Origin of the sequence: Streptomyces sp. NPDC017520 (assembly GCF_044329855.1) — a bacterium.
In the GTDB taxonomy this organism is placed as follows: Bacteria; Actinomycetota; Actinomycetes; order Streptomycetales; family Streptomycetaceae; genus Streptomyces.
The window spans coordinates 313,916-331,810 of record NZ_JBIRKB010000006.1 but is presented as its reverse complement, the minus strand read 5'-3'; the positions used below and the strand labels follow the sequence as shown (position 1 = coordinate 331,810).

The 17,895-nt window shown below is 69.4% G+C and carries 17 protein-coding genes and 1 riboswitch; of the genes, 8 read left to right on the top strand and 9 right to left on the bottom strand.

Annotation, left to right across the window (positions count from 1 at the left end):
- Positions 1-52: 52 nt before the first annotated feature.
- The 3 genes from cydB to hisC form a co-directional block, all read right to left on the bottom strand.
- Positions 53-1,054, bottom strand: coding sequence for a cytochrome d ubiquinol oxidase subunit II (gene cydB, locus ACH4KB_RS17270; protein WP_398066766.1), 1,002 nt, complete (start codon positions 1,052-1,054; stop codon positions 53-55).
- A gap of 16 nt (positions 1,055-1,070) precedes the next feature.
- Positions 1,071-2,582: a cytochrome ubiquinol oxidase subunit I gene (locus ACH4KB_RS17265; RefSeq protein WP_398066765.1), complete on the bottom strand. Its 1,512-nt coding sequence runs from the start codon at positions 2,580-2,582 to the stop codon at positions 1,071-1,073.
- A 295-nt stretch (positions 2,583-2,877) separates the two neighbouring features.
- Complete coding sequence (gene hisC / locus ACH4KB_RS17260) at positions 2,878-3,957, bottom strand: histidinol-phosphate transaminase (RefSeq protein WP_398066764.1); 1,080 nt, start codon at positions 3,955-3,957, stop codon at positions 2,878-2,880.
- A 405-nt stretch (positions 3,958-4,362) separates the two neighbouring features.
- Here hisC and ACH4KB_RS17255 point away from each other — a divergent pair, with 405 nt between their 5' ends.
- The 3 genes from ACH4KB_RS17255 (at position 4,363) to ACH4KB_RS17245 (ending at position 7,858) form a co-directional block, all read left to right on the top strand.
- The gene (locus tag ACH4KB_RS17255) at positions 4,363-5,475 is read left to right on the top strand and encodes a LacI family DNA-binding transcriptional regulator (RefSeq protein WP_006126041.1); all 1,113 of its coding nucleotides are present in this window, start codon (positions 4,363-4,365) and stop codon (positions 5,473-5,475) included.
- A gap of 174 nt (positions 5,476-5,649) precedes the next feature.
- Positions 5,650-6,822, top strand: coding sequence for a metallophosphoesterase (locus ACH4KB_RS17250; protein WP_398066763.1), 1,173 nt, complete (start codon positions 5,650-5,652; stop codon positions 6,820-6,822).
- A 205-nt stretch (positions 6,823-7,027) separates the two neighbouring features.
- Positions 7,028-7,858, top strand: coding sequence for a hypothetical protein (locus ACH4KB_RS17245; protein WP_398066762.1), 831 nt, complete (start codon positions 7,028-7,030; stop codon positions 7,856-7,858).
- Positions 7,859-7,934: 76 nt separating this feature from the next.
- Here the strand turns inward: ACH4KB_RS17245 and ACH4KB_RS17240 are convergent, their stop codons facing one another.
- Positions 7,935-8,288 (bottom strand): DUF805 domain-containing protein, encoded by a 354-nt coding sequence (locus ACH4KB_RS17240; RefSeq protein ID WP_398066761.1) that lies wholly within the window; start codon positions 8,286-8,288, stop codon positions 7,935-7,937.
- Between the two features lie 312 nt (positions 8,289-8,600).
- The gene (thiC, locus tag ACH4KB_RS17235) at positions 8,601-10,421 is read right to left on the bottom strand and encodes a phosphomethylpyrimidine synthase ThiC (RefSeq protein ID WP_398066760.1); all 1,821 of its coding nucleotides are present in this window, start codon (positions 10,419-10,421) and stop codon (positions 8,601-8,603) included.
- Positions 10,414-10,547, bottom strand: a riboswitch (TPP riboswitch). Its footprint overlaps the gene before it by 8 nt.
- 70 nt (positions 10,548-10,617) lie before the next feature.
- On the opposite strand from thiC, the gene ACH4KB_RS17230 reads away from it, so the two are divergent.
- The gene (locus tag ACH4KB_RS17230; RefSeq protein WP_398066759.1) at positions 10,618-11,964 is read left to right on the top strand and encodes a YibE/F family protein; all 1,347 of its coding nucleotides are present in this window, start codon (positions 10,618-10,620) and stop codon (positions 11,962-11,964) included.
- Positions 11,965-11,987: 23 nt separating this feature from the next.
- Here ACH4KB_RS17230 and ACH4KB_RS17225 read toward each other — a convergent pair whose 3' ends face one another.
- From ACH4KB_RS17225 to ACH4KB_RS17210, 4 genes are all read right to left on the bottom strand, one after another.
- On the bottom strand, positions 11,988-12,425 hold the full coding sequence (locus tag ACH4KB_RS17225) for an SsgA family sporulation/cell division regulator (protein ID WP_024263706.1): 438 nt from the start codon (positions 12,423-12,425) through the stop codon (positions 11,988-11,990).
- A 101-nt stretch (positions 12,426-12,526) separates the two neighbouring features.
- A complete protein-coding gene (locus tag ACH4KB_RS17220) occupies positions 12,527-13,303 on the bottom strand; it encodes an IclR family transcriptional regulator (protein WP_398066758.1) in 777 nt (258 codons plus the stop codon).
- Positions 13,304-13,673: 370 nt separating this feature from the next.
- Positions 13,674-13,886: a DUF5326 family protein gene (locus ACH4KB_RS17215; protein WP_361873254.1), complete on the bottom strand. Its 213-nt coding sequence runs from the start codon at positions 13,884-13,886 to the stop codon at positions 13,674-13,676.
- A 169-nt stretch (positions 13,887-14,055) separates the two neighbouring features.
- Positions 14,056-14,373, bottom strand: coding sequence for a cupin domain-containing protein (locus tag ACH4KB_RS17210; protein WP_069743704.1), 318 nt, complete (start codon positions 14,371-14,373; stop codon positions 14,056-14,058).
- A gap of 87 nt (positions 14,374-14,460) precedes the next feature.
- Here ACH4KB_RS17210 and ACH4KB_RS17205 point away from each other — a divergent pair, with 87 nt between their 5' ends.
- The 4 genes from ACH4KB_RS17205 (at position 14,461) to ACH4KB_RS17190 (ending at position 17,857) form a co-directional block, all read left to right on the top strand.
- Entirely contained in the window at positions 14,461-14,838 is a 378-nt protein-coding gene (locus ACH4KB_RS17205; protein ID WP_398066757.1) for a phage holin family protein, read from the top strand.
- A 132-nt stretch (positions 14,839-14,970) separates the two neighbouring features.
- Complete coding sequence (locus tag ACH4KB_RS17200) at positions 14,971-16,095, top strand: cystathionine gamma-lyase (RefSeq protein ID WP_398066756.1); 1,125 nt, start codon at positions 14,971-14,973, stop codon at positions 16,093-16,095.
- A 44-nt stretch (positions 16,096-16,139) separates the two neighbouring features.
- Positions 16,140-16,619, top strand: coding sequence for an NUDIX domain-containing protein (locus tag ACH4KB_RS17195; RefSeq protein WP_003967847.1), 480 nt, complete (start codon positions 16,140-16,142; stop codon positions 16,617-16,619).
- A gap of 344 nt (positions 16,620-16,963) precedes the next feature.
- The gene (locus tag ACH4KB_RS17190) at positions 16,964-17,857 is read left to right on the top strand and encodes a GNAT family N-acetyltransferase (RefSeq protein WP_398066755.1); all 894 of its coding nucleotides are present in this window, start codon (positions 16,964-16,966) and stop codon (positions 17,855-17,857) included.
- Positions 17,858-17,895: the final 38 nt, after the last annotated feature.

Below are 17,895 nucleotides of genomic sequence, written 5' to 3'. Positions count from 1 at the left end.
CGGGACGGTGAGCTGCCGCGGGCCTCGCGGGGCTCGCGGCAGCTCACCGGAGTCAGTGCGCTTCGGCGATGTGCTGGGTGCCGATGCGCTTGCGGAAGACCCAGTAGGTCCAGCCCTGGTAGAGCAGCACGACGGGCGTGGCGATACCCGCGCACCAGGTCATGATCTTGAGCGTGTACGGGCTGGACGAGGCGTTGGTGACCGTGAGGTTCCAGGCGTCGTTCAGCGAGGACGGCATGACGTTCGGGAAGAGCGTCAGGAAGAGCATCGCGACCGCCGCCGCGATGGTCACGCCCGAGAACGCGAACGACCAGCCCTCGCGGCCCTTGGCGATGGCCCCGATCGCGGCCAGGAGCGCCACCACCGCCACGATCATGGCTCCCAGGCTCCAGGCGTCCCCGTTGTCGGCCTGCGTCCAGACCAGGAAGCCCAGCGCGAGCACCGCGGTGACCGGCCCCAGCTTCAGCGCCAGCGCGCGGGCCCGGGCCCGGATGTCGCCCGCCGTCTTGAGGCCGGCGAACACCGCCCCGTGGAAGGTGAAGAGGGCGAGGGTGACGAGGCCGCCGAGGATCGCGTACGGGTTGAGGAGGTCCCAGAAGTTGCCGACGTACTCCATCTCGGCGTCGATCTTCACACCCCGCACGATGTTCCCGAACGCCACGCCCCACAGCACCGCGGGGATCAGCGAGGTCCAGAAGATCGCGGTCTCCCAGTTCGTCTGCCACCGCTCCTCGGGCCGCTTGGCGCGGTACTCGAAGGCGACGCCGCGCACGATCAGGCAGAACAGGATGATCAGCAGCGGCAGGTAGAAGCCGGAGAAGAGCGTGGCGTACCACTCGGGGAAGGCGGCGAAGGTCGCGCCGCCGGCGCTGAGCAGCCAGACCTCGTTGCCGTCCCAGACGGGCCCGATCGTGTTGATCAGGACCCGGCGCTCCTTGCGGTCGCGGGCCAGCAGCCTGGTGAGGACCCCGATGCCGAAATCGAATCCCTCCAGGAAGAAGTAGCCGGTCCAGAGGACGGCTATGAGCACGAACCAGACGTCGTGGAGTTCCATCTCTCAGCTCCTGTGCTCAGTACGAGAAGGCCATCGGCCGGTCGGCGTCTTCTTCGTCGTGGCCGCCGATCCGGGTGGGCGGGTTGAGGTCGTCCTCGGTGAGTTCCGGGGGTCCGGCCTTGATGTACTTCACGAGCAGCTTCACCTCGATCACGGCGAGCACCGCGTACAGCAGGGTGAAGGCGACCATCGAGGTGATGACCTCGCCCTGCGAGACACCGGGGGAGACCCCGGCACGGGTCTGGAGCACCCCGTAGACGACCCACGGCTGGCGGCCCATCTCGGTGAAGATCCAGCCCCAGGAGTTGGCGATCAGCGGGAAGAGCAGCGTCCAGAGCGCGACGACCCAGTAGAGCTTGGTGAGTCTCGGGCTCAGCGCCTTGTTCTTGAAGAGGACCAGATGGGGCACCTCGTCCTCACCGGTCCGCAGCGCCGGTGGCAGCAGGAACTTCCTCCGGGTCAGCCAGAGCCCCAGGAGGCCGAGGCCGAAGGAGGCCATGCCGAAGCCGATCATCCACCGGAAGCTCCAGAACGCGACCGGGATGTTGGGACGGTAGTCGCCGGGCCCGTACTTCTCCTCCAGGCTCTTGTTGATGTCGTTGATGCCGGGGACGTGCGAGTTCGGGTCGTTGTTGGCGAGGAAGGAGAGCACACCGGGGACCGAGATCTCGACCGAGTTGTGGCCCTTGCTGACATCCCCGTACGCGAAGATCGAGAACGGCGCCCCGTCCTGTCCGTCCCAGAGAGCCTCGGCGGCGGCCATCTTCATCGGCTGCTGCCGGAACATGACCTTGGCGAGGCTGTCACCGCTGACGGCGGTGAGCATTCCGGCGACGACGACGGTGATCAGGCCCAGGCGCAGCGAGGTCCGCATCACCGGGATGTGCCTCTTGCGCGCCAGGTGGAACGCGGCGATGCCGACCATGAAGGCCCCGCCGACCAGGAACGCCGCCGTGATGGTGTGGAAGAACTGGGTGACCGCGGTGTCCTGGGTGAGCACCCGCCAGAAGTCGGTGAGCTCGGCGCGACCGCGCTCCTCGTTGATCCGGTACCCGACCGGATGCTGCATCCAGGAGTTGGCCGCCAGGATGAAGTAGGCGGAGAGGACCGTGCCGAGCGAGACCATCCAGATGCAGGCGAGGTGGATCTTCTTCGGCAGCTTGTCCCAGCCGAAGATCCACAGGCCGATGAAGGTGGACTCGAAGAAGAAGGCGATCAGCGCCTCGAAGGCGAGCGGAGCGCCGAAGACGTCACCGACGAAGCGCGAGTAGTCGGACCAGTTCATGCCGAACTGGAACTCCTGGACGATGCCCGTGACGACGCCCATGGCGATGTTGATCAGGAACAGCTTGCCCCAGAACTTGGTCGCCCTGAGGTACTTCTCGTTCTCCGTCCGCACCCAGGCGGTCTGCAGGCCGGCGGTGAGCGCGGCGAGCGAGATCGTCAGGGGGACGAAGAGGAAGTGGTAGACGGTGGTGATGCCGAACTGCCATCGCGCCAGGGTCTCCGGCGCCAGAGCGAGGTCCACGTCGTCAGTCTCCTTACATCGCCGTGGTCATACCGGCACTACGCCCCTTTGATCCCCCTGATTACGGGAGAAAGCAGGGCACGCTTGTGAACGCGTTCACATTCACAAGCAATTATGGCGCACACACTTTCGGACCCTTCGCCGGGGGTACCCCTTTTCGGCCCCGCCCCGGGAAACCGGCGCCCGCCCCGCGAAAACCGGCCCCCAGCCCACGCAAAGGGCCCCGGACCTCACGATCGAGGTCCGGGGCCACCAGGCCGTATTGGCGACCCGGCCGTACAGGCGCGTACGGGCGCTACAGCTCCGCGCGGAACGCCTCCGCCGTCTTCAGGAAGAGGTCGTTGCCCTCGTTCTCGCCGATCGAGACCCGGACGCCCTCGCCCTTGAAGGGGCGCACGACCACCCCGGCCCGCTCGCAGACCCCGGCGAAGTCGAGGGTCCGCTCGCCGAGCCGCAGCCAGACGAAGTTCGCCTGCGACTCCGGCACCGTCCAGCCCTGGCGCACCAGCTCCGCGCTCACCCGGGCGCGCTCGGCGACCAGCGAGCCCACCCGGCCCAGCAGCTCGTCCTCCGCGCGGAGCGAGGCCACCGCCGCGTCCTGGGCGAGCTGGCTCACCCCGAACGGGACGGCGGTCTTGCGCAGCGCCGCGGCCACCGGCTCGTGCGCCACCGCGAAGCCGACCCGCAGCCCGGCCAGACCGTACGCCTTGGAGAAGGTCCGCAGCACCGCCACGTTGGGCCGGTCCCGGTAGATCTCGATGCCGTCCGGCACCTCGGCGTCGCGGATGAACTCCTTGTACGCCTCGTCGAGCACCACCAGCACGTCGCTCGGCACCCGGTCGAGGAACCGTTCCAGCTCGGCCCGGCGCACCACCGTGCCGGTGGGGTTGTTGGGATTGCAGACGAAGATCAGCCGGGTCCGGTCGGTGATCGCCCCCGCCATCGCGTCGAGGTCGTGCACCTCGCCGTCGGTCAGCGGGACCTTCACCGAGGTCGCGCCGCTGACCTGCGTGATGATCGGGTACGCCTCGAAGGACCGCCAGGCGTAGATGACCTCGTCGCCAGGTCCGGAAGTGGCCTGGAGCAGCTGCTGGGCCACCCCCACCGACCCGGTGCCAGTGGCGAGATGCGCCAGGGGCACACCGAAGCGGTCGGCCAGCTCGTTCATCAGGCCGGTGCACGCCATGTCCGGGTAGCGGTTGAAGCTCCCCGCGGCGGCGAGCGCCGACTCCAGCACCCCCGGCAGCGGCGGATAGGGATTCTCGTTGGAGGACAGCTTGTACGCGACCGGTCCACCGGCCGCCGCCGGCTTCCCCGGCACATAGGCGGGAACGCCGTCCAGCTCGGCGCGCAGCTTGGGGCTCGTCTCGCTCACCGCAGGTCCTCCTCGACCGTCTGTTCACAGCAATACTGCACACCTTAAGAGGATTGGGCCCCGCTGCGAACGGCCCGAGCGGGAAATCGACCGCAGTGCCCGGGAATGGGGCCTCGCGCGGGGCCGGTCCGAGGCCTCTCCCGGGGGGAGCGTTTCGCGTTCCGGCGCGCGCTGGTGGCTCGCGCCGTGGCGCGCGTCCCCCGAAGTGGTGAGTTGAGACCTCTTCGAGACATCGCACATACAGCAGGCTGCCGCCCTCCAACACCTGAAACAGCTATGCATGAGCGGCCAAGTTCCTTGCATTGCAAGGATTTTGATGGTTAGTGACCTTGCAGAAACGTGCCTGTCAACGTGTGCATATGCGACCGGACCGACCACCCCTCGGAGCCCTACTATCGGCTCGCCATGACAGCAGCAGGGAAGCACCAGGTGAGCCGGACGGAGACCCCCCGGCGCAGCGGCCGGCCGGGACGGGCGGGGATCCGTGATGTGGCCGCCGCGGCCGGCGTCTCGATCACGACCGTCTCCGACGCGCTCAACGGCAAGGGCAGGCTCCCGGACGCCACCCGCCGCCATGTCCGCGAGGTCGCCGAGCGCTTGGGCTACCGCCCGTCCGCCGCGGCCCGAACCCTCCGTACGGGCAAGTCGGGTCTGATCGGCCTGACCGTGACCACGTACGGGAATGAACCTTTCACCTTCACCGAATTCGCGTACTTCGCGGAGATGGCGAGAGCCGCGACCTCCGCGGCGCTCGCCCGCGGCTACGCCCTCGTCATCCTCCCCGCCACCTCCCGGCACGACGTCTGGTCGAACGTCGCGCTCGACGGGACCGTCGTCATCGACCCCTCCGACCAGGACCCGGTCGTCACCGAACTCGTCCGCCAGGGACTGCCCGTGGTCTCGGACGGCCGCCCGGCCGGGACGCTCCCCGTCACCGCCTGGGTCGACAACGACCACCGGGCCGCCGTGCTCGACCTCCTCGACCATCTCGCCGCCGCCGGAGCCCGGCGTATCGGCCTGCTGACCGGCAACACCACCGACACGTACACCCGGTTGTCCACCACCGCCTACCTCCACTGGTGCGAGCGGGTCGGCCAGGATCCCGTCTACGAGTCCTACCCGGCCCACGACCCCTGCGCGGGGGCGGTCGCCGCCGACCGGCTGCTCGCCCGCCCGGACCGCCCCGACGCGGTCTACGGGCTCTTCGACCCCAATGGGACCGACCTCCTCGCGGCGGCCCGCCGCTACGGACTGCGGGTCCCCGAGGACCTGCTGCTGGTCTGCTGCAGCGAGTCCACCGTGTACGCGGCCACCGAGCCGCCCATCACGACGCTCTCGCTGAAGCCCCGCCGCATCGGCACGGCCGTCGTCCAGCTCCTCATCGACGCCATCGAAGGGGTCGAGCACGACGGGCCGGTGGAGCAGGTCATACCGACGGAGCTCATCGTCCGGACCTCCTCGCAGCGACGTCCACCGCGCACCACGGTCAGCGCGCCACGCTCCCCCAGCGGGGACTGATCATCTCTTTTCGGACTAATCAGCCGGTGAACCGTGCGTGCGCCCGGATTCACCACCCCTGGTGCGTCACACAGATCGATCCGCATTCCTATGATGGGCGCACGACACCGCGGACCACCTCTACCAGGCAAGGCCCGTCAGGTGTACGGCGGCGCGACGGTGGTGGAGGGGTCGATGACTCAGGGGGCCGGTCAGGAACCCGTGGTGCGGACGGCGACGTTGCGTGACTTCCGGGTTCCGCCGTATGCGCAGACACCCGTGCCACCGCAAGCGCAGGCGGCGCCTCCTTCCCCGGTGCCACCGCGGGCGCCGGAACCGAACCCTCCGGCGCCCGGCGCCTCCGTGCCCCCGGCAGTGCCGCCGCTCGCTCCCGCCCCGCCCCGGCCGCCGCATCCCGGCAACGCCGTCGTGGGCGGCGAGCAGCCGGAGGGCTACACCCCGACCGAGCGGGACCTCCCGGTCATCCGTCGCGGCGACACGGTCCAGGTGCGGACCGTTCCCGAGCCGCGCCCCGTGGCCGAGGACAGCCGCGGCCCGCTCTTCGTCGTCGGCGACGTCCACGGTTACCTCGACGAGCTGATCGCCGCCCTCGGCGCACAGGGCCTCATCGACGCCGACGGGAACTGGGCCGCGGGCAACGCCCGCCTGTGGTTCCTCGGCGACTTCACCGACCGCGGGCCCGACGGCATCGGGGTCATCGACCTCGTCATGCGGCTCTCCGCCGAGGCGGCTGCGGCCGGCGGCTACTGCAAGGCCCTGATGGGCAACCACGAGCTGCTGCTGATCGGCGCCAAGCGGTTCGCCGACACCCCCGTCAACTCCGGGGCGGGCACCGCCACCTTCCAGGCCGCCTGGCTGCTCAACGGCGGCCAGAAGAGCGACATGGAGCGCCTCCAGGACGTCCACCTCCAGTGGATGTCCCGGCTCGACGCGGTCGTCGAGGAGGACGGCCATCTGCTGATGCACTCCGACACGACGGCCTACCTCGACTACGGGTCCACCATCGAGGACGTCAATGACACGATCACGGCCATTCTCACGCGCAATGACGCCGACGAGTGCTGGGACCTCTTCCGCAAGCTCACCAAGCGGTTCGCCTTCCGGGACGAGGGCGGCGCCCAGGCGGTGCGCGAGCTGCTGACGACGTACGGCGGACAGCGCGTCGTCCATGGTCACAGCCCCATCCCCTACCTCCTGGGCGAGGTCGGCACGGAGGACGGCGAGGACGGCGCGGGGCCCGTGATCAACGGCCCGCACGTGTACGCGGACGACCTCGCCATCGCCATGGACGGCGGCGTGACCATGGCCGGAAAGCTGTTGGTGGTTCAACTCCCGCTGCATGACTGACCGTCGGCGGGGAAGGCGCTTCAGGTTCCGCCTGCGCCGACCTCGCCGATCGACGGGCCCGTCACCGGGCCCAATTCTGGAAACACCCTGTCACCCCGTGCCGTGAGCGCTCTACCATCGGCGTATCAGTGGCAGGCTCTCCTCCGTTTCCGCCCGATCGCCCGGTCTCCACGCGGGCTGCCGGGCACCGACGGAGCATCGGGGGATGCAGATGACAAGCGCTCCGCACCTGCTGGCCGAGGACGGACCCGAGTACGAGCGGATCCTGGGCGACGCACTGCGCCACGCTCATGAACGCCCGGACCTGGAGGGCGTCGGGGACCGGCTCAACACCGAACAGCTGCGCACCATGGCGCTCAGCGCCACGGCGCTGATCACCGCGGCCGCGGCCACCGAGTACGAGCACTACGTGAAGGCCCGCGGCGAACTGCGCCGCGCGGCGGCCGCGGAGGAGCTCGACGGCGGCCCGGCCACGGACGGGCCGCAGAGCACGGCGGCCGGCTCGGGCGCCGGCATAGGCGCGGTCATCACGGTCCTGACCCCGCTGCTGGCCGGCTCCGCGGCCGTCATCTTCCTGCTCGTCGGCTATCTGCTGAAGGCGGTCGGCCCGTCGGTGACCTTCGGCGGCTCGATGGTCGCGGCCGGGTGGTTCTTCGCGGCGGTCGCCGCCGCGGCGATCCTGGTCGCGGCCGTCGGACTGCTCGTCACCGCGCTCCGCAACGGCGCGACGTCCCTGGCCGCCGAGAACGAGGAGCAGGAGCTTCCGGAAGACGTCGCGCGGGCCAGGGAGGCGTGGCGCCACGCGCTGCTGGAGCGCGGCATCCTCCCGTTCCTCCGGGACGCCCTGGCCGACCCCACCGCGGGGCCCGCCGCACGGACTCCGCACCGTTCGCCCAACCGCATCCCGAAGGTCGGGTACAGCAGGCCGGATTTCTCCGGCCCGGACGACGGCCCGGCGGCCGGTCCCCGGCCGACCTTCACCAGCCCCGATTTCACGAGCCCGGACTTCGGCGGACCGGAGCACCGGCCGGAGTGAGGCCCGGGTACGGCGAAGGCCGGGGCGGCTGTGTGCCGCGCCCGGCCTCACGGTGCTCCAATACCGGAGCTGTTGGTCAGACGGCCGGAGCCAGCTTCGGGTTGGCACCGTGCTGGTTCGTCTCCGGCTTGCCCTCCGAGGCGAGGAAGACGAGCAGGATGATGCCGCCGACCAGCGGGACGAACGAGATGAAGAACCACCAGCCCGAGCGGCCGGTGTCGTGCAGACGACGCACCATGACCGCCAGCGACGGAACGATGACCGCGGCGATGTAGAGGAAGTACGGGATCTGCGTGTCGATCGCCATGCCGAGCGCCGACAGCACGACGGCGATGATGAAGTTGAAGAGCACGAACATCCAGTACTCCTTGCGGCGCGCGCGTCCGCTGAAGCCTGCGTAGTTCTTGAGTACGTCCAGGTACCAGTTCACTGTGATTCCCTCCCCGGCCCCCGTTCCAGAGGGCGCCAATTTCAAGCCAAGCAAGCCGGAAAGTAAGCCACAGATAAGGAAAGGGTCAAGCGCAGGTGAGCTGCGGGCCAAACGTACATACAGCTGCCACACGACTGTATCCATACTGCCGCTTGACAAGGTGTCAAACTATGTCAAACCGAGCCGAAACGGCCGTAGTTGCTCGATAAGCCGTAGAACGCCCATACGTACCGGGCCGAATCGGGCCTCAGTCCCGCGGCTTCGCCTCCGGGAGAAGCCGACCGCCGGGGACGGGCCGGCGGTCGGCCCGTATCAGTCGGCGATGGGCAGGTAGACCCGGTTGCCCGCGGCCGCGAACTCCTTCGACTTCTCGGCCATGCCCTCCTCGATCTCCTCCTGCGAACCGCCGTGCTGACGCCGGATGTCCTGGGAGATCTTCATCGAGCAGAACTTCGGCCCGCACATCGAGCAGAAGTGCGCCGTCTTCGCCGGTTCGGCGGGCAGCGTCTCGTCATGGAACTCCCGCGCCGTGTCCGGGTCGAGGGCCAGATTGAACTGGTCCTCCCAGCGGAACTCGAACCGCGCGTCGGAGAGGGCGTCGTCCCACTCCTGCGCGCCCGGGTGTCCCTTGGCCAGGTCGGCCGCGTGGGCGGCGATCTTGTAGGTGATGACGCCCGTCTTCACGTCGTCCCGGTTCGGCAGCCCCAGGTGCTCCTTGGGCGTGACGTAGCAGAGCATCGCGGTGCCCCACCAGGCGATCATCGCGGCGCCGATGCCGGAGGTGATGTGGTCGTAGGCGGGCGCGACGTCCGTGGTCAGCGGACCGAGCGTGTAGAACGGCGCCTCCTCGCAGATCTCCTGCTGGAGGTCGATGTTCTCCTTGATCTTGTGCATCGGGACGTGCCCGGGGCCCTCGATCATGGTCTGGACGCCGAACCGTTTCGCGACCGTGTTCAGCTCGCCCAGCGTGCGCAGCTCGGCGAACTGCGCCTCGTCGTTGGCGTCCGCGATCGAACCGGGACGCAGCCCGTCGCCCAGGGAGTAGGTGACGTCGTACGTCGCGAGGATCTCGCAGAGCTCCTCGAAGTGCTCGTAGAGGAACGACTCCTTGTGGTGGGCGAGACACCAGGCCGCCATGATCGAGCCGCCCCGCGAGACGATGCCGGTCTTGCGGCGGGCCGTCAGCGGGACGTACGGCAGGCGCACACCGGCGTGCACCGTCATGTAGTCCACGCCCTGCTCGGCCTGTTCGATGACGGTGTCCTTGTAGATCTCCCAGGTCAGCTCCTCGGCCCGGCCGTCGACCTTCTCCAGCGCCTGGTAGAGCGGGACGGTGCCGATCGGCACGGGGGAGTTGCGCAGCACCCACTCACGGGTGGTGTGGATGTTGCGGCCGGTGGACAGGTCCATGACCGTGTCGGCGCCCCACTTCGTCGCCCAGGTCATCTTGTCCACCTCCTCCTCGATGGAGGAGGTGACGGCCGAGTTGCCGATGTTGGCGTTGACCTTCACCAGGAACCGCTTGCCGATGATCATCGGCTCGATCTCGGGGTGGTTGACGTTGGCGGGCAGCACCGCCCGGCCCTGCGCGATCTCCTCGCGGACGACCTCGGGCTCCACGTTCTCCCGGATCGCCACGTACTCCATCTCCGGGGTGATCTCCCCCCGTCGGGCGTACGCGAGCTGGGTGACGGGACGTCCGTCGCGGCTGCGGCGCGGCTGGCGCGGGCGGCCGGGGAAGACGGCGTCGAGGTTGCGCAGTCCGCCGCGCGGCGAGGTGTGCTTGAGCCCGTCGTCCTCGGGACGGGCCGGCCGGCCCGCGTACTCCTCGGTGTCGCCGCGGGCGATGATCCAGTTCTCCCGCAGGGGCGCGAGGCCCCGCCGGACATCGGTGTCGATGGAGGGGTCGGTGTACGGCCCGGACGTGTCGTACAGCGTCACGTCCTGGCCGTTGGTGAGGTGCACCTGTCGAACCGGCACCCGGAGGTCCGGGCGCGAGCCCTGGACGTACCCCTTGTGCCAGCCGATGGACTTTCCGGCCTCGTCGTTCGGCGTCGTGCCGTCCGGCGTCGTGCCGTCCGGCGTCCCGTCGATCTGTTTCGAGGCAGGCGTGCGTGCGTCCGCTGTGGTCATGAGACCTACTCCCTACGCCGGCATTACCCGGTAACAGGTTCGGCGGTCGGCGCAGCGTGTCCCGTACGGATGTACGGCGATCAGCGCCCTCTCAGCCCGGTGCTCCGAGCTCCCGCGTGTGCAAAGGTGCCTCCACGCTAGCGTCCTTTCGGGCGAGCTGACCAGAGGGGCCTCCCCTTCTTGCGATGATCGCCCCGTGACCTCCCCCCAAAGCGACCCCGCACCCCAGCCGCCCCAGGGCCACACCCACGGCCACACCCACAGCCACGGACCGGCCGCTCCCGTCTCCCGGCACCTGCGCAAGGTGATCGCCGCCGTACTGATCCCGTTCGCGACGGCGGTCGTCGTCGGCCTGATCGCGTTCTGGCCCGGGGGCGCGCCCGACCACGAGCGCACCGGCGTCGGATTCGACCGGCAGACCCAGGACGGCAAGGTCGTCCAGGTCGTGAAGGTCGACTGCGCGGACGTCAACGCCGCGCAGGTGCCCCCCACCGGTGACACCTCCACGCCCTCGGGCCGCGAGGCCGTCAACGAGCAGGAGGGGGATTGCGCGAAGGCCACCATCGAGGTGACCAGCGGCGACGACAAGGGCCGGAAGTTCGTCGAGGTGGTCCAGCCGGACGCCCCCCGACAGCTGAAGGAGGGTCAGGGCGTGGTCGTCGCGTACGCCCCCGACGCGCCGCGCGACCTCCAGTACTCGGTGACCGACGTGGACCGGAAGATCCCGATGGCGGTGCTGGCCGGGATCTTCGCGCTGGCGGTGGTCCTGGTGGGCAGGATGCGCGGGGTGATGGCGCTGGTGGCGCTGGCCGTGTCGTTCGCCGTGCTGACCCTGTTCATCCTGCCGGCGATCCTCCAGGGCTCGAATCCGCTGGTCGTGGCGGTCATCGGGGCCAGCGCGATCATGCTGGCGGCCCTCTATCTGTGCCACGGGGTGACGGCCCGTACGTCGGTCGCGGTCGTCGGCACGCTGATCTCGCTGCTGCTGATCGGGCTGCTGGGCTCCCTGTTCATCGGCTGGGCGCACCTCAGCGGCAACACCGACGACAACACCGGCCTCATCCACGGCCTCTACCCGGACATCGATATGAGCGGTCTGCTGCTGGCCGGCGTCATCATCGGTTCGCTCGGGGTGCTCGACGACGTGACGGTCACCCAGACCTCCGCCGTCTGGGAACTTCACCAGGCGGACCCGCGGATGGGTTGGAAGGGTCTGTACCGGGCAGGTATCCGCATCGGCAGGGACCACATCGCCTCGGTGGTCAACACCCTGGTGCTGGCGTACGCGGGCGCGGCGCTGCCGCTCCTGCTGCTCTTCTCCATCGCCCAGAGCAGTGTCGGGACGGTGGCCAACAGCGAGCTGGTCGCCGAGGAGATCGTCCGCACGCTGGTCGGATCGATCGGTCTGGTCGCCTCGGTGCCGGTGACCACGGTGCTCGCCGCGCTGGTCGTCTCCGCGGACCGTCCGGGGTCCGGCGGCGCCCAGGCGGCTACGGCCGTACCCGCGCGGACGGGCAGGGGCCGTCGTCGTAAGACAGGGTGACGGGGCATTGGGTGCGTCCCCGGTCAGCCCGCGTTCTGCTCCTCGGCGAGAATGCGGCCGAGCGCGTCCTCCAGGTTCCCGTCGAAGTCACCCAGCGTGTGCTCCTGCCCCAGCGGCACCAGCTTGTCCGTCCGGTCGAGAAACGCCACCAGCGGCGCCGTCCCCGCCCGGAACAGCGCACGGTCCGCGCCGACCTGGAGCCGGATGTGCACATCGCCGAGGCCCTCGGGCTCGGTCGGGCCGATGTGCACATCGCCGTCGCCGCTCGGGCTGTTGAGCCCGTCCAGCAGCAGTTCGCGGCCGAATGCCCAGGTCACAGGGGCATCGCCGGGAAGGTGGAACGTCATCCGGATGGCATACGGATCGCCGACCTCGTATCGGAGCTCCACCGGAATACGGAACGAGAGCTCCTCGGAGACGAGGAAGCTCATCATGACCTCTGCTTGAACCGACTCGCGCATCGTTCAACCCCGCAGTAGATGAATCTGGCCAGGAATGATCCCCCATGGCCCTATTGACGCCATCGTGGTGCACGCGATAGCAGATCACAAGGAGTGATTTTTCAGATACTGATAGAGAACACGAGCGAACGCAAGAGGCTGGATACTTCGCCACGTAGCTGTTCGACTGCGGGGAGCAACCGATCTTCTCGGTCCAGAGGTAAGGAAATGGCCATCGCCGCAATCGTGGCACCGGCCGTGACGGGAATCGCGGCGCACACGGTCCCCAGTGCGTACTCCTGGCGTTCGATGACCGGTTCACCTCGTCGGAGGGTGCGCAGCCGTTCCAGAAGCGTGGCGCGATCTCGCACTGAGTAACGGGTGAGAGGGCGCACGGGGTGCCGGTCCAGATGGTCCTCGCGGGCTCGCTCGTCGAGTTGGGCGAGCAGACACTGGCCGATGGCGTGCGCGTGGGCGGTTTCCCGGAACGAGGCCCACTCCTCCACGGCCGGGGTGTCGGGGGCGTCCGCGACCGCGATGAGATCGATCTCGCCGTCGCAGTAGACGGCGCAGTACACCGGGGCTCCGATGACATCCCGCCAGCGGCCGAGGGAATCGGCGACGGAGGCGGGGCGCGGGCGGTTCCGGACCCCGGGGGCGACGGTCAGGTTCTCGGCGGCCGCGCCGAAGAGGAAGACACCGTTCTCGCGGCGGAGATAGCCCTCATGGGTGAGGGTGCGCAGCAGGTGGTACGCGGTCGGGAGCGGAAGCCCCGCCTCACGTGCCAGTTGCTTGGCGGGCGCCCCGTCCCGATGGGTGCCCACAGCCTCCAGCAGCCTCAACGCCCGCTGAACCGAACCGATCAACGTCGGCACAGCGGTGCTAGATGCCGTGGACAAGGGCCACCCCCAGGCATGGTGACGGGCCGTCGGCCCTCCCGTGGGGGCCGCCCCCACGGGCCTGCCGCGATCCCGAGGACCGGAGATCCGGCCCGCGACCGGCGAGGACCGGTCCGGGCGCCGACGATCGAAGGCCAACGACCGGACTGTCGTACCCAGGACCGATCAGGCGATCGATATGGTGACGGAAGGTCACATTCCGGATGGCGGCAGTGGTTTGTCACTGTATCGGCCGCCTACGGCAGACGGGTGGTTTCTTCCGGGACTTAGCTCTGCTGGGCTAATCCCGCGCCGGCGCTGACCTCACCTCGTCCTGCGGACCCGGGACGAGCGGGCCGGACCGCCCCCGTACCGACCCGCGTTCCGGGTACTACCAGTCACCACGCGAGGGCGACGACGACATGAACTTACGGACGACGAAGATCAGCCCGCCGACCACGACGACGAAGACCAGCGCCTTGAAGAGCAGGCTGATCACGAAGCCGACGACGCTGGCGATCAGCCCGCCGAACACGAAGATCGCAATGACGGGCACCGCGATCCACTTCACCCACCAGGGCATTCCCGCGAATATCTCCCGCACGGCCATCGCCTCTACCTCGTCTCTCTGGGTCCTTGCCTCGATGCTAAAGGCGCGAAGGCCTCCTGCGGGGGGCGGGCAGCCCTTGAAGACCCCTGATCGAGCCCCTAGGGATCCCTGGGGCGGGCACGTCGGATCCCGGCATGGAAGCTCACCTCTCGGGCGGCGTGAATCAGCCCTCGGGCGGCGAGAAGACGACCATCACCCGTAGATCCTCGGTGATGTGGTGGAACTTGTGGGCCACGCCCGCGGGCACGTAGACGACGCTTCCCCTGCCGACCTGCGTCGTCTCCGTCCCCACCGTGATCGACGCCCGCCCGCTGACGACGAAGTAGACCTCGTCCTGCTGGTGCGGCTGCTGCGGATCGAGCTCTCCCGCGTCCAGGGCGTACAGGCCGACCGACATATTGCGTTCCCGCACGAACTGCAGGTAGGCGCCGTCGTTGGCGGCCCGCTCCGCCTCCAGCTCGTCCAGTCTGAATGCCTTCATGGCCCGTCCCGCCCCTTGTACTCACGCTGTCGGCTGTGCTCGCGCTGCCGGTGTCCGCCACCGATCATGTCTGCCACGATCAGACACATGAAGAATTTCGTAGTCAAGACGATCGCCAACGCGGGTGCGCTGGCCGTTGCCATCTGGCTCATCGGCGACATCACGCTGGAGGGTGGCAGCACGGGCCGCAAGACCCTCACCCTGATCCTGGTCGCGCTGATCTTCGGCCTGGTGAACTTCCTGGTGAAGCCGGTGGTCCAGCTGCTGACGTTCCCGTTGTTCATCCTGACGCTGGGACTGATCACCCTGGTGGTCAACGCCCTGATGCTGATGCTGACCTCCTGGCTGGCCGGTGTGTTCGATCTCAGCTTCCACGTCGAGGGGTTCTGGACGGCGGTGCTCGGCGGACTGATCATCTCGGTCGTGTCCTGGGCGCTCAACGTCGTCCTGCCCGACGAGAACTGATTCCGGTATCCCGACGAGAACTGATTCCGGTATTCGGGATTCCGGACCTCCGGGGAAGGCTGCTCCGGGGGCCTCTGGAAGAGTGCGGGGGACACACCGGTCCACCACCGGGAGAGCAGCGAAGGAGCAGGCATGAGCACTATGGGCGACGGAACGCGCGCGGTACGCGCCGGGCTTCCCGAACCGGAGCAGTTCGGTCCCACCCTGCCCGGCCCGGTCTTCGCCGCGCACTTCCACCTCTCCGGCGAACCGGTGGGTCCCTACACCTACGGCCGGGAGACCAACCCGACCTGGACCCACCTGGAGCGGGCCATCGGCGAGCTGGAGGCTCCCGGTGAGGAGGTGGGCACGACCGTGTTCGCCTCGGGCATGGCGGCGATCACCGCCGTACTGCTCTCCCAGGCCCGTTCGGGCGACGCCGTGGTCCTGCCCGACGACGGCTACCAGGCACTGCCGCTCGTACGGGAGCAACTGGAGGCGTACGGGGTCGAGGTCCGGACCGCGCCGACCGGTGGCGACGCCCAGTCGGCCCTGCTGTCCGGGGCGAAGCTGCTCTGGATCGAGAGCCCGTCCAACCCGGGGCTGGACGTCTGCGACATCCGGCGGCTGGTCGAGGCCGCGCACGCGGCGGGCGCTCTGGTCGCCGTCGACAACACCCTGGCCACCCCGATCGGCCAGCGCCCGCTGGAGCTGGGCGCCGATTTCTCGGTCGCCAGCGACACCAAGGGCATGACCGGGCACGGCGACATCCTGCTCGGCCACGTGACCTGCCGCGATCCCCGGCTGACGGCGGACGTACGGCGCTGGCGCAAGGTCGTCGGGGCGATTCCGGGGCCGATGGAGGCCTGGCTGGCGCACCGCTCGCTGGCCACCCTCCACCTGCGCATCGACCGGCAGTGCACCACCGCTCTCGCTCTCGCCGAGGCGCTGACGAAGCGTGCGGAGGTCACAGGGCTGCGGTATCCGGGACTGCCCACCGACCCGTCACACGTCGTCGCGGCGCGCCAGATGCGGCGCTTCGGATCCGTGGTCTCCTTCGAGCTGGCCGACCGGGAGACCGCGGAGCGCTTCCTCTCCGCGCTGCGCCTGGTCGACGACGCGACGAGCTTCGGCGGCGTCCGGTCCACCGCGGAGCGCCGCGGACGCTGGGGCGGCGATGCCGTCGCGGAGGGCTTCATCCGCTTCTCGGTCGGCGCGGAGGACCCCGAGGACCTGCTCGCCGACGTCGAACAGGCGCTGAACACGGCGGTCCGGTAGGCCGGGGGAGTTTCAGACGGTCCTGCACGGGCCACTCTCTTGCCATGACCGAACGTCCTGTGGTCAAGCGCACCGCACGCGCCGTCCTGCTCGACGGTGACGACCTCATCCTGATCAAGCGCACGAAGCCGGGAGTCGATCCGTACTGGCTCACCCCTGGCGGCGGGGTCGAGCCGGAGGACGCCACCGTCGTCGAAGCACTGCACCGGGAGGTCGACGAGGAACTGGGCGCCAAGATCGTCGACGTGGTCCCGTGCTTCGTCGACACCGTGGAACACATCGCGGACGGCGGCGTGACGGGAGTGAAGGTCCAGCACTTCTTCGTCTGCCGACTGGCGTCGATGGACGTCTCCCTGCGGCACGGCCCGGAGATCGACGAGCCCACCGGGGAGTACGAGATCGTCCGGGTGCCGTTCAGCCGGGTCGGGATCGCGGCCGTGCACCTCGTTCCGCTGTCCCTGCGGCACTACCTCGACGGCAACATCGAAGGCGTACGGGCGATGCACGCCCCCGACCTGGGCTGACACCGCCCGACCTGGGCTGACACCCCCCGCGGCGGGCACGCACCCCGGCCCCGCCGGGGCGCGTACTCGCCAGCGAGTACCCATGGGCACTCCGCTGCCAGACGCCCCGGGGAACCCCTCTCGGCATCGTGTTTCACGTGAAACCACTCAAGCGCCCGTACACCGAGACATCCTCGTCACCCATGCCTCCGTCTCCGTCAGCCGGCTCGGCCTGACCGTCGGCCTGCTGACGCTCGGCATCACCGCGCCCTGGGGACTTCCCCGGCGCGGCAGGCGGCTGCGGATCTCGGCCAGTTCCGCGAAATCGGTGGACGCGCGATCATCCCGTCGGACAGCCTGACCCCATGCACAGCCCATCACCCCTCTCCCTCGTCGAGTTGCCCATCCGGCGCCTGAACCGGGGAGACCTGGTCCCGTGCGCCGATCTCTGCGAGGACCGCGGCTGGCCGCGCGACGAACACCGGTGGGGGCTGCTTCTCTCGGCCGGCGCCGGATACGGGATCGATGCCCCGGACGGCAAGGGCCTGGCGGGGACCTGCCTGACCATGCCCTACGGATCCGGCCTCACGGCGGTCGGCATGCTGCTCGTCGCCGACCGGTACGGACGTCGGGGGCTCGCCCGCCGGCTCATGCGCCACGTGATGGAAGCCGTGGGGGACACCCCGCTCGTCCTGTACGCCACCGAACAGGGGCAGCCGCTCTACGAGGACCTCGGCTTCTCCCCCGTGGGCCGGGCCCAACGCGTCGGCGGCCGTTTCGAAGCGGGTGGCCCCGACCGCTCCCCCTCCCCCTCGGTCTCTCACCCGTCCGTGACCACCCGCCCTGCGGCGGCGGACGACCTGCGGGCGTTGGTCCGGCTCGACGCCCCCGTGTTCGGCGCCGACCGGACGCATCTGCTCGCCCGGCTGCCCGCCTTCTCCGACCGGCTCCAGGTCGCCGAGGAGCACGGCGAGCTGATCGGCTACGCGGCGCTCTGGCCGAGCGGGCAGGCCGAGGTGGTCGGGCCGCTGATCGCCCGGGACACGGCCACCGCGCAGGCCCTGGTCACGGCCCTGGCCGCCACGACGGACCGGCCACTGCGCACCGACGTCCACGCCGCGCACAAGGAGTTGCTCGGCTGGCTGGTGGAGCGCGGGTTGGAGCCCCTCACCCGGACCACCGTGATGACCTACAACATCACGGACCTGCCCGGCGATGTCGCCCGCAGGTTCGCCCCGCTCACCCTCGCGACGGGCTGACGCGAAGCGGCCGCACCGCGACGAGGACGGCGCGGCTG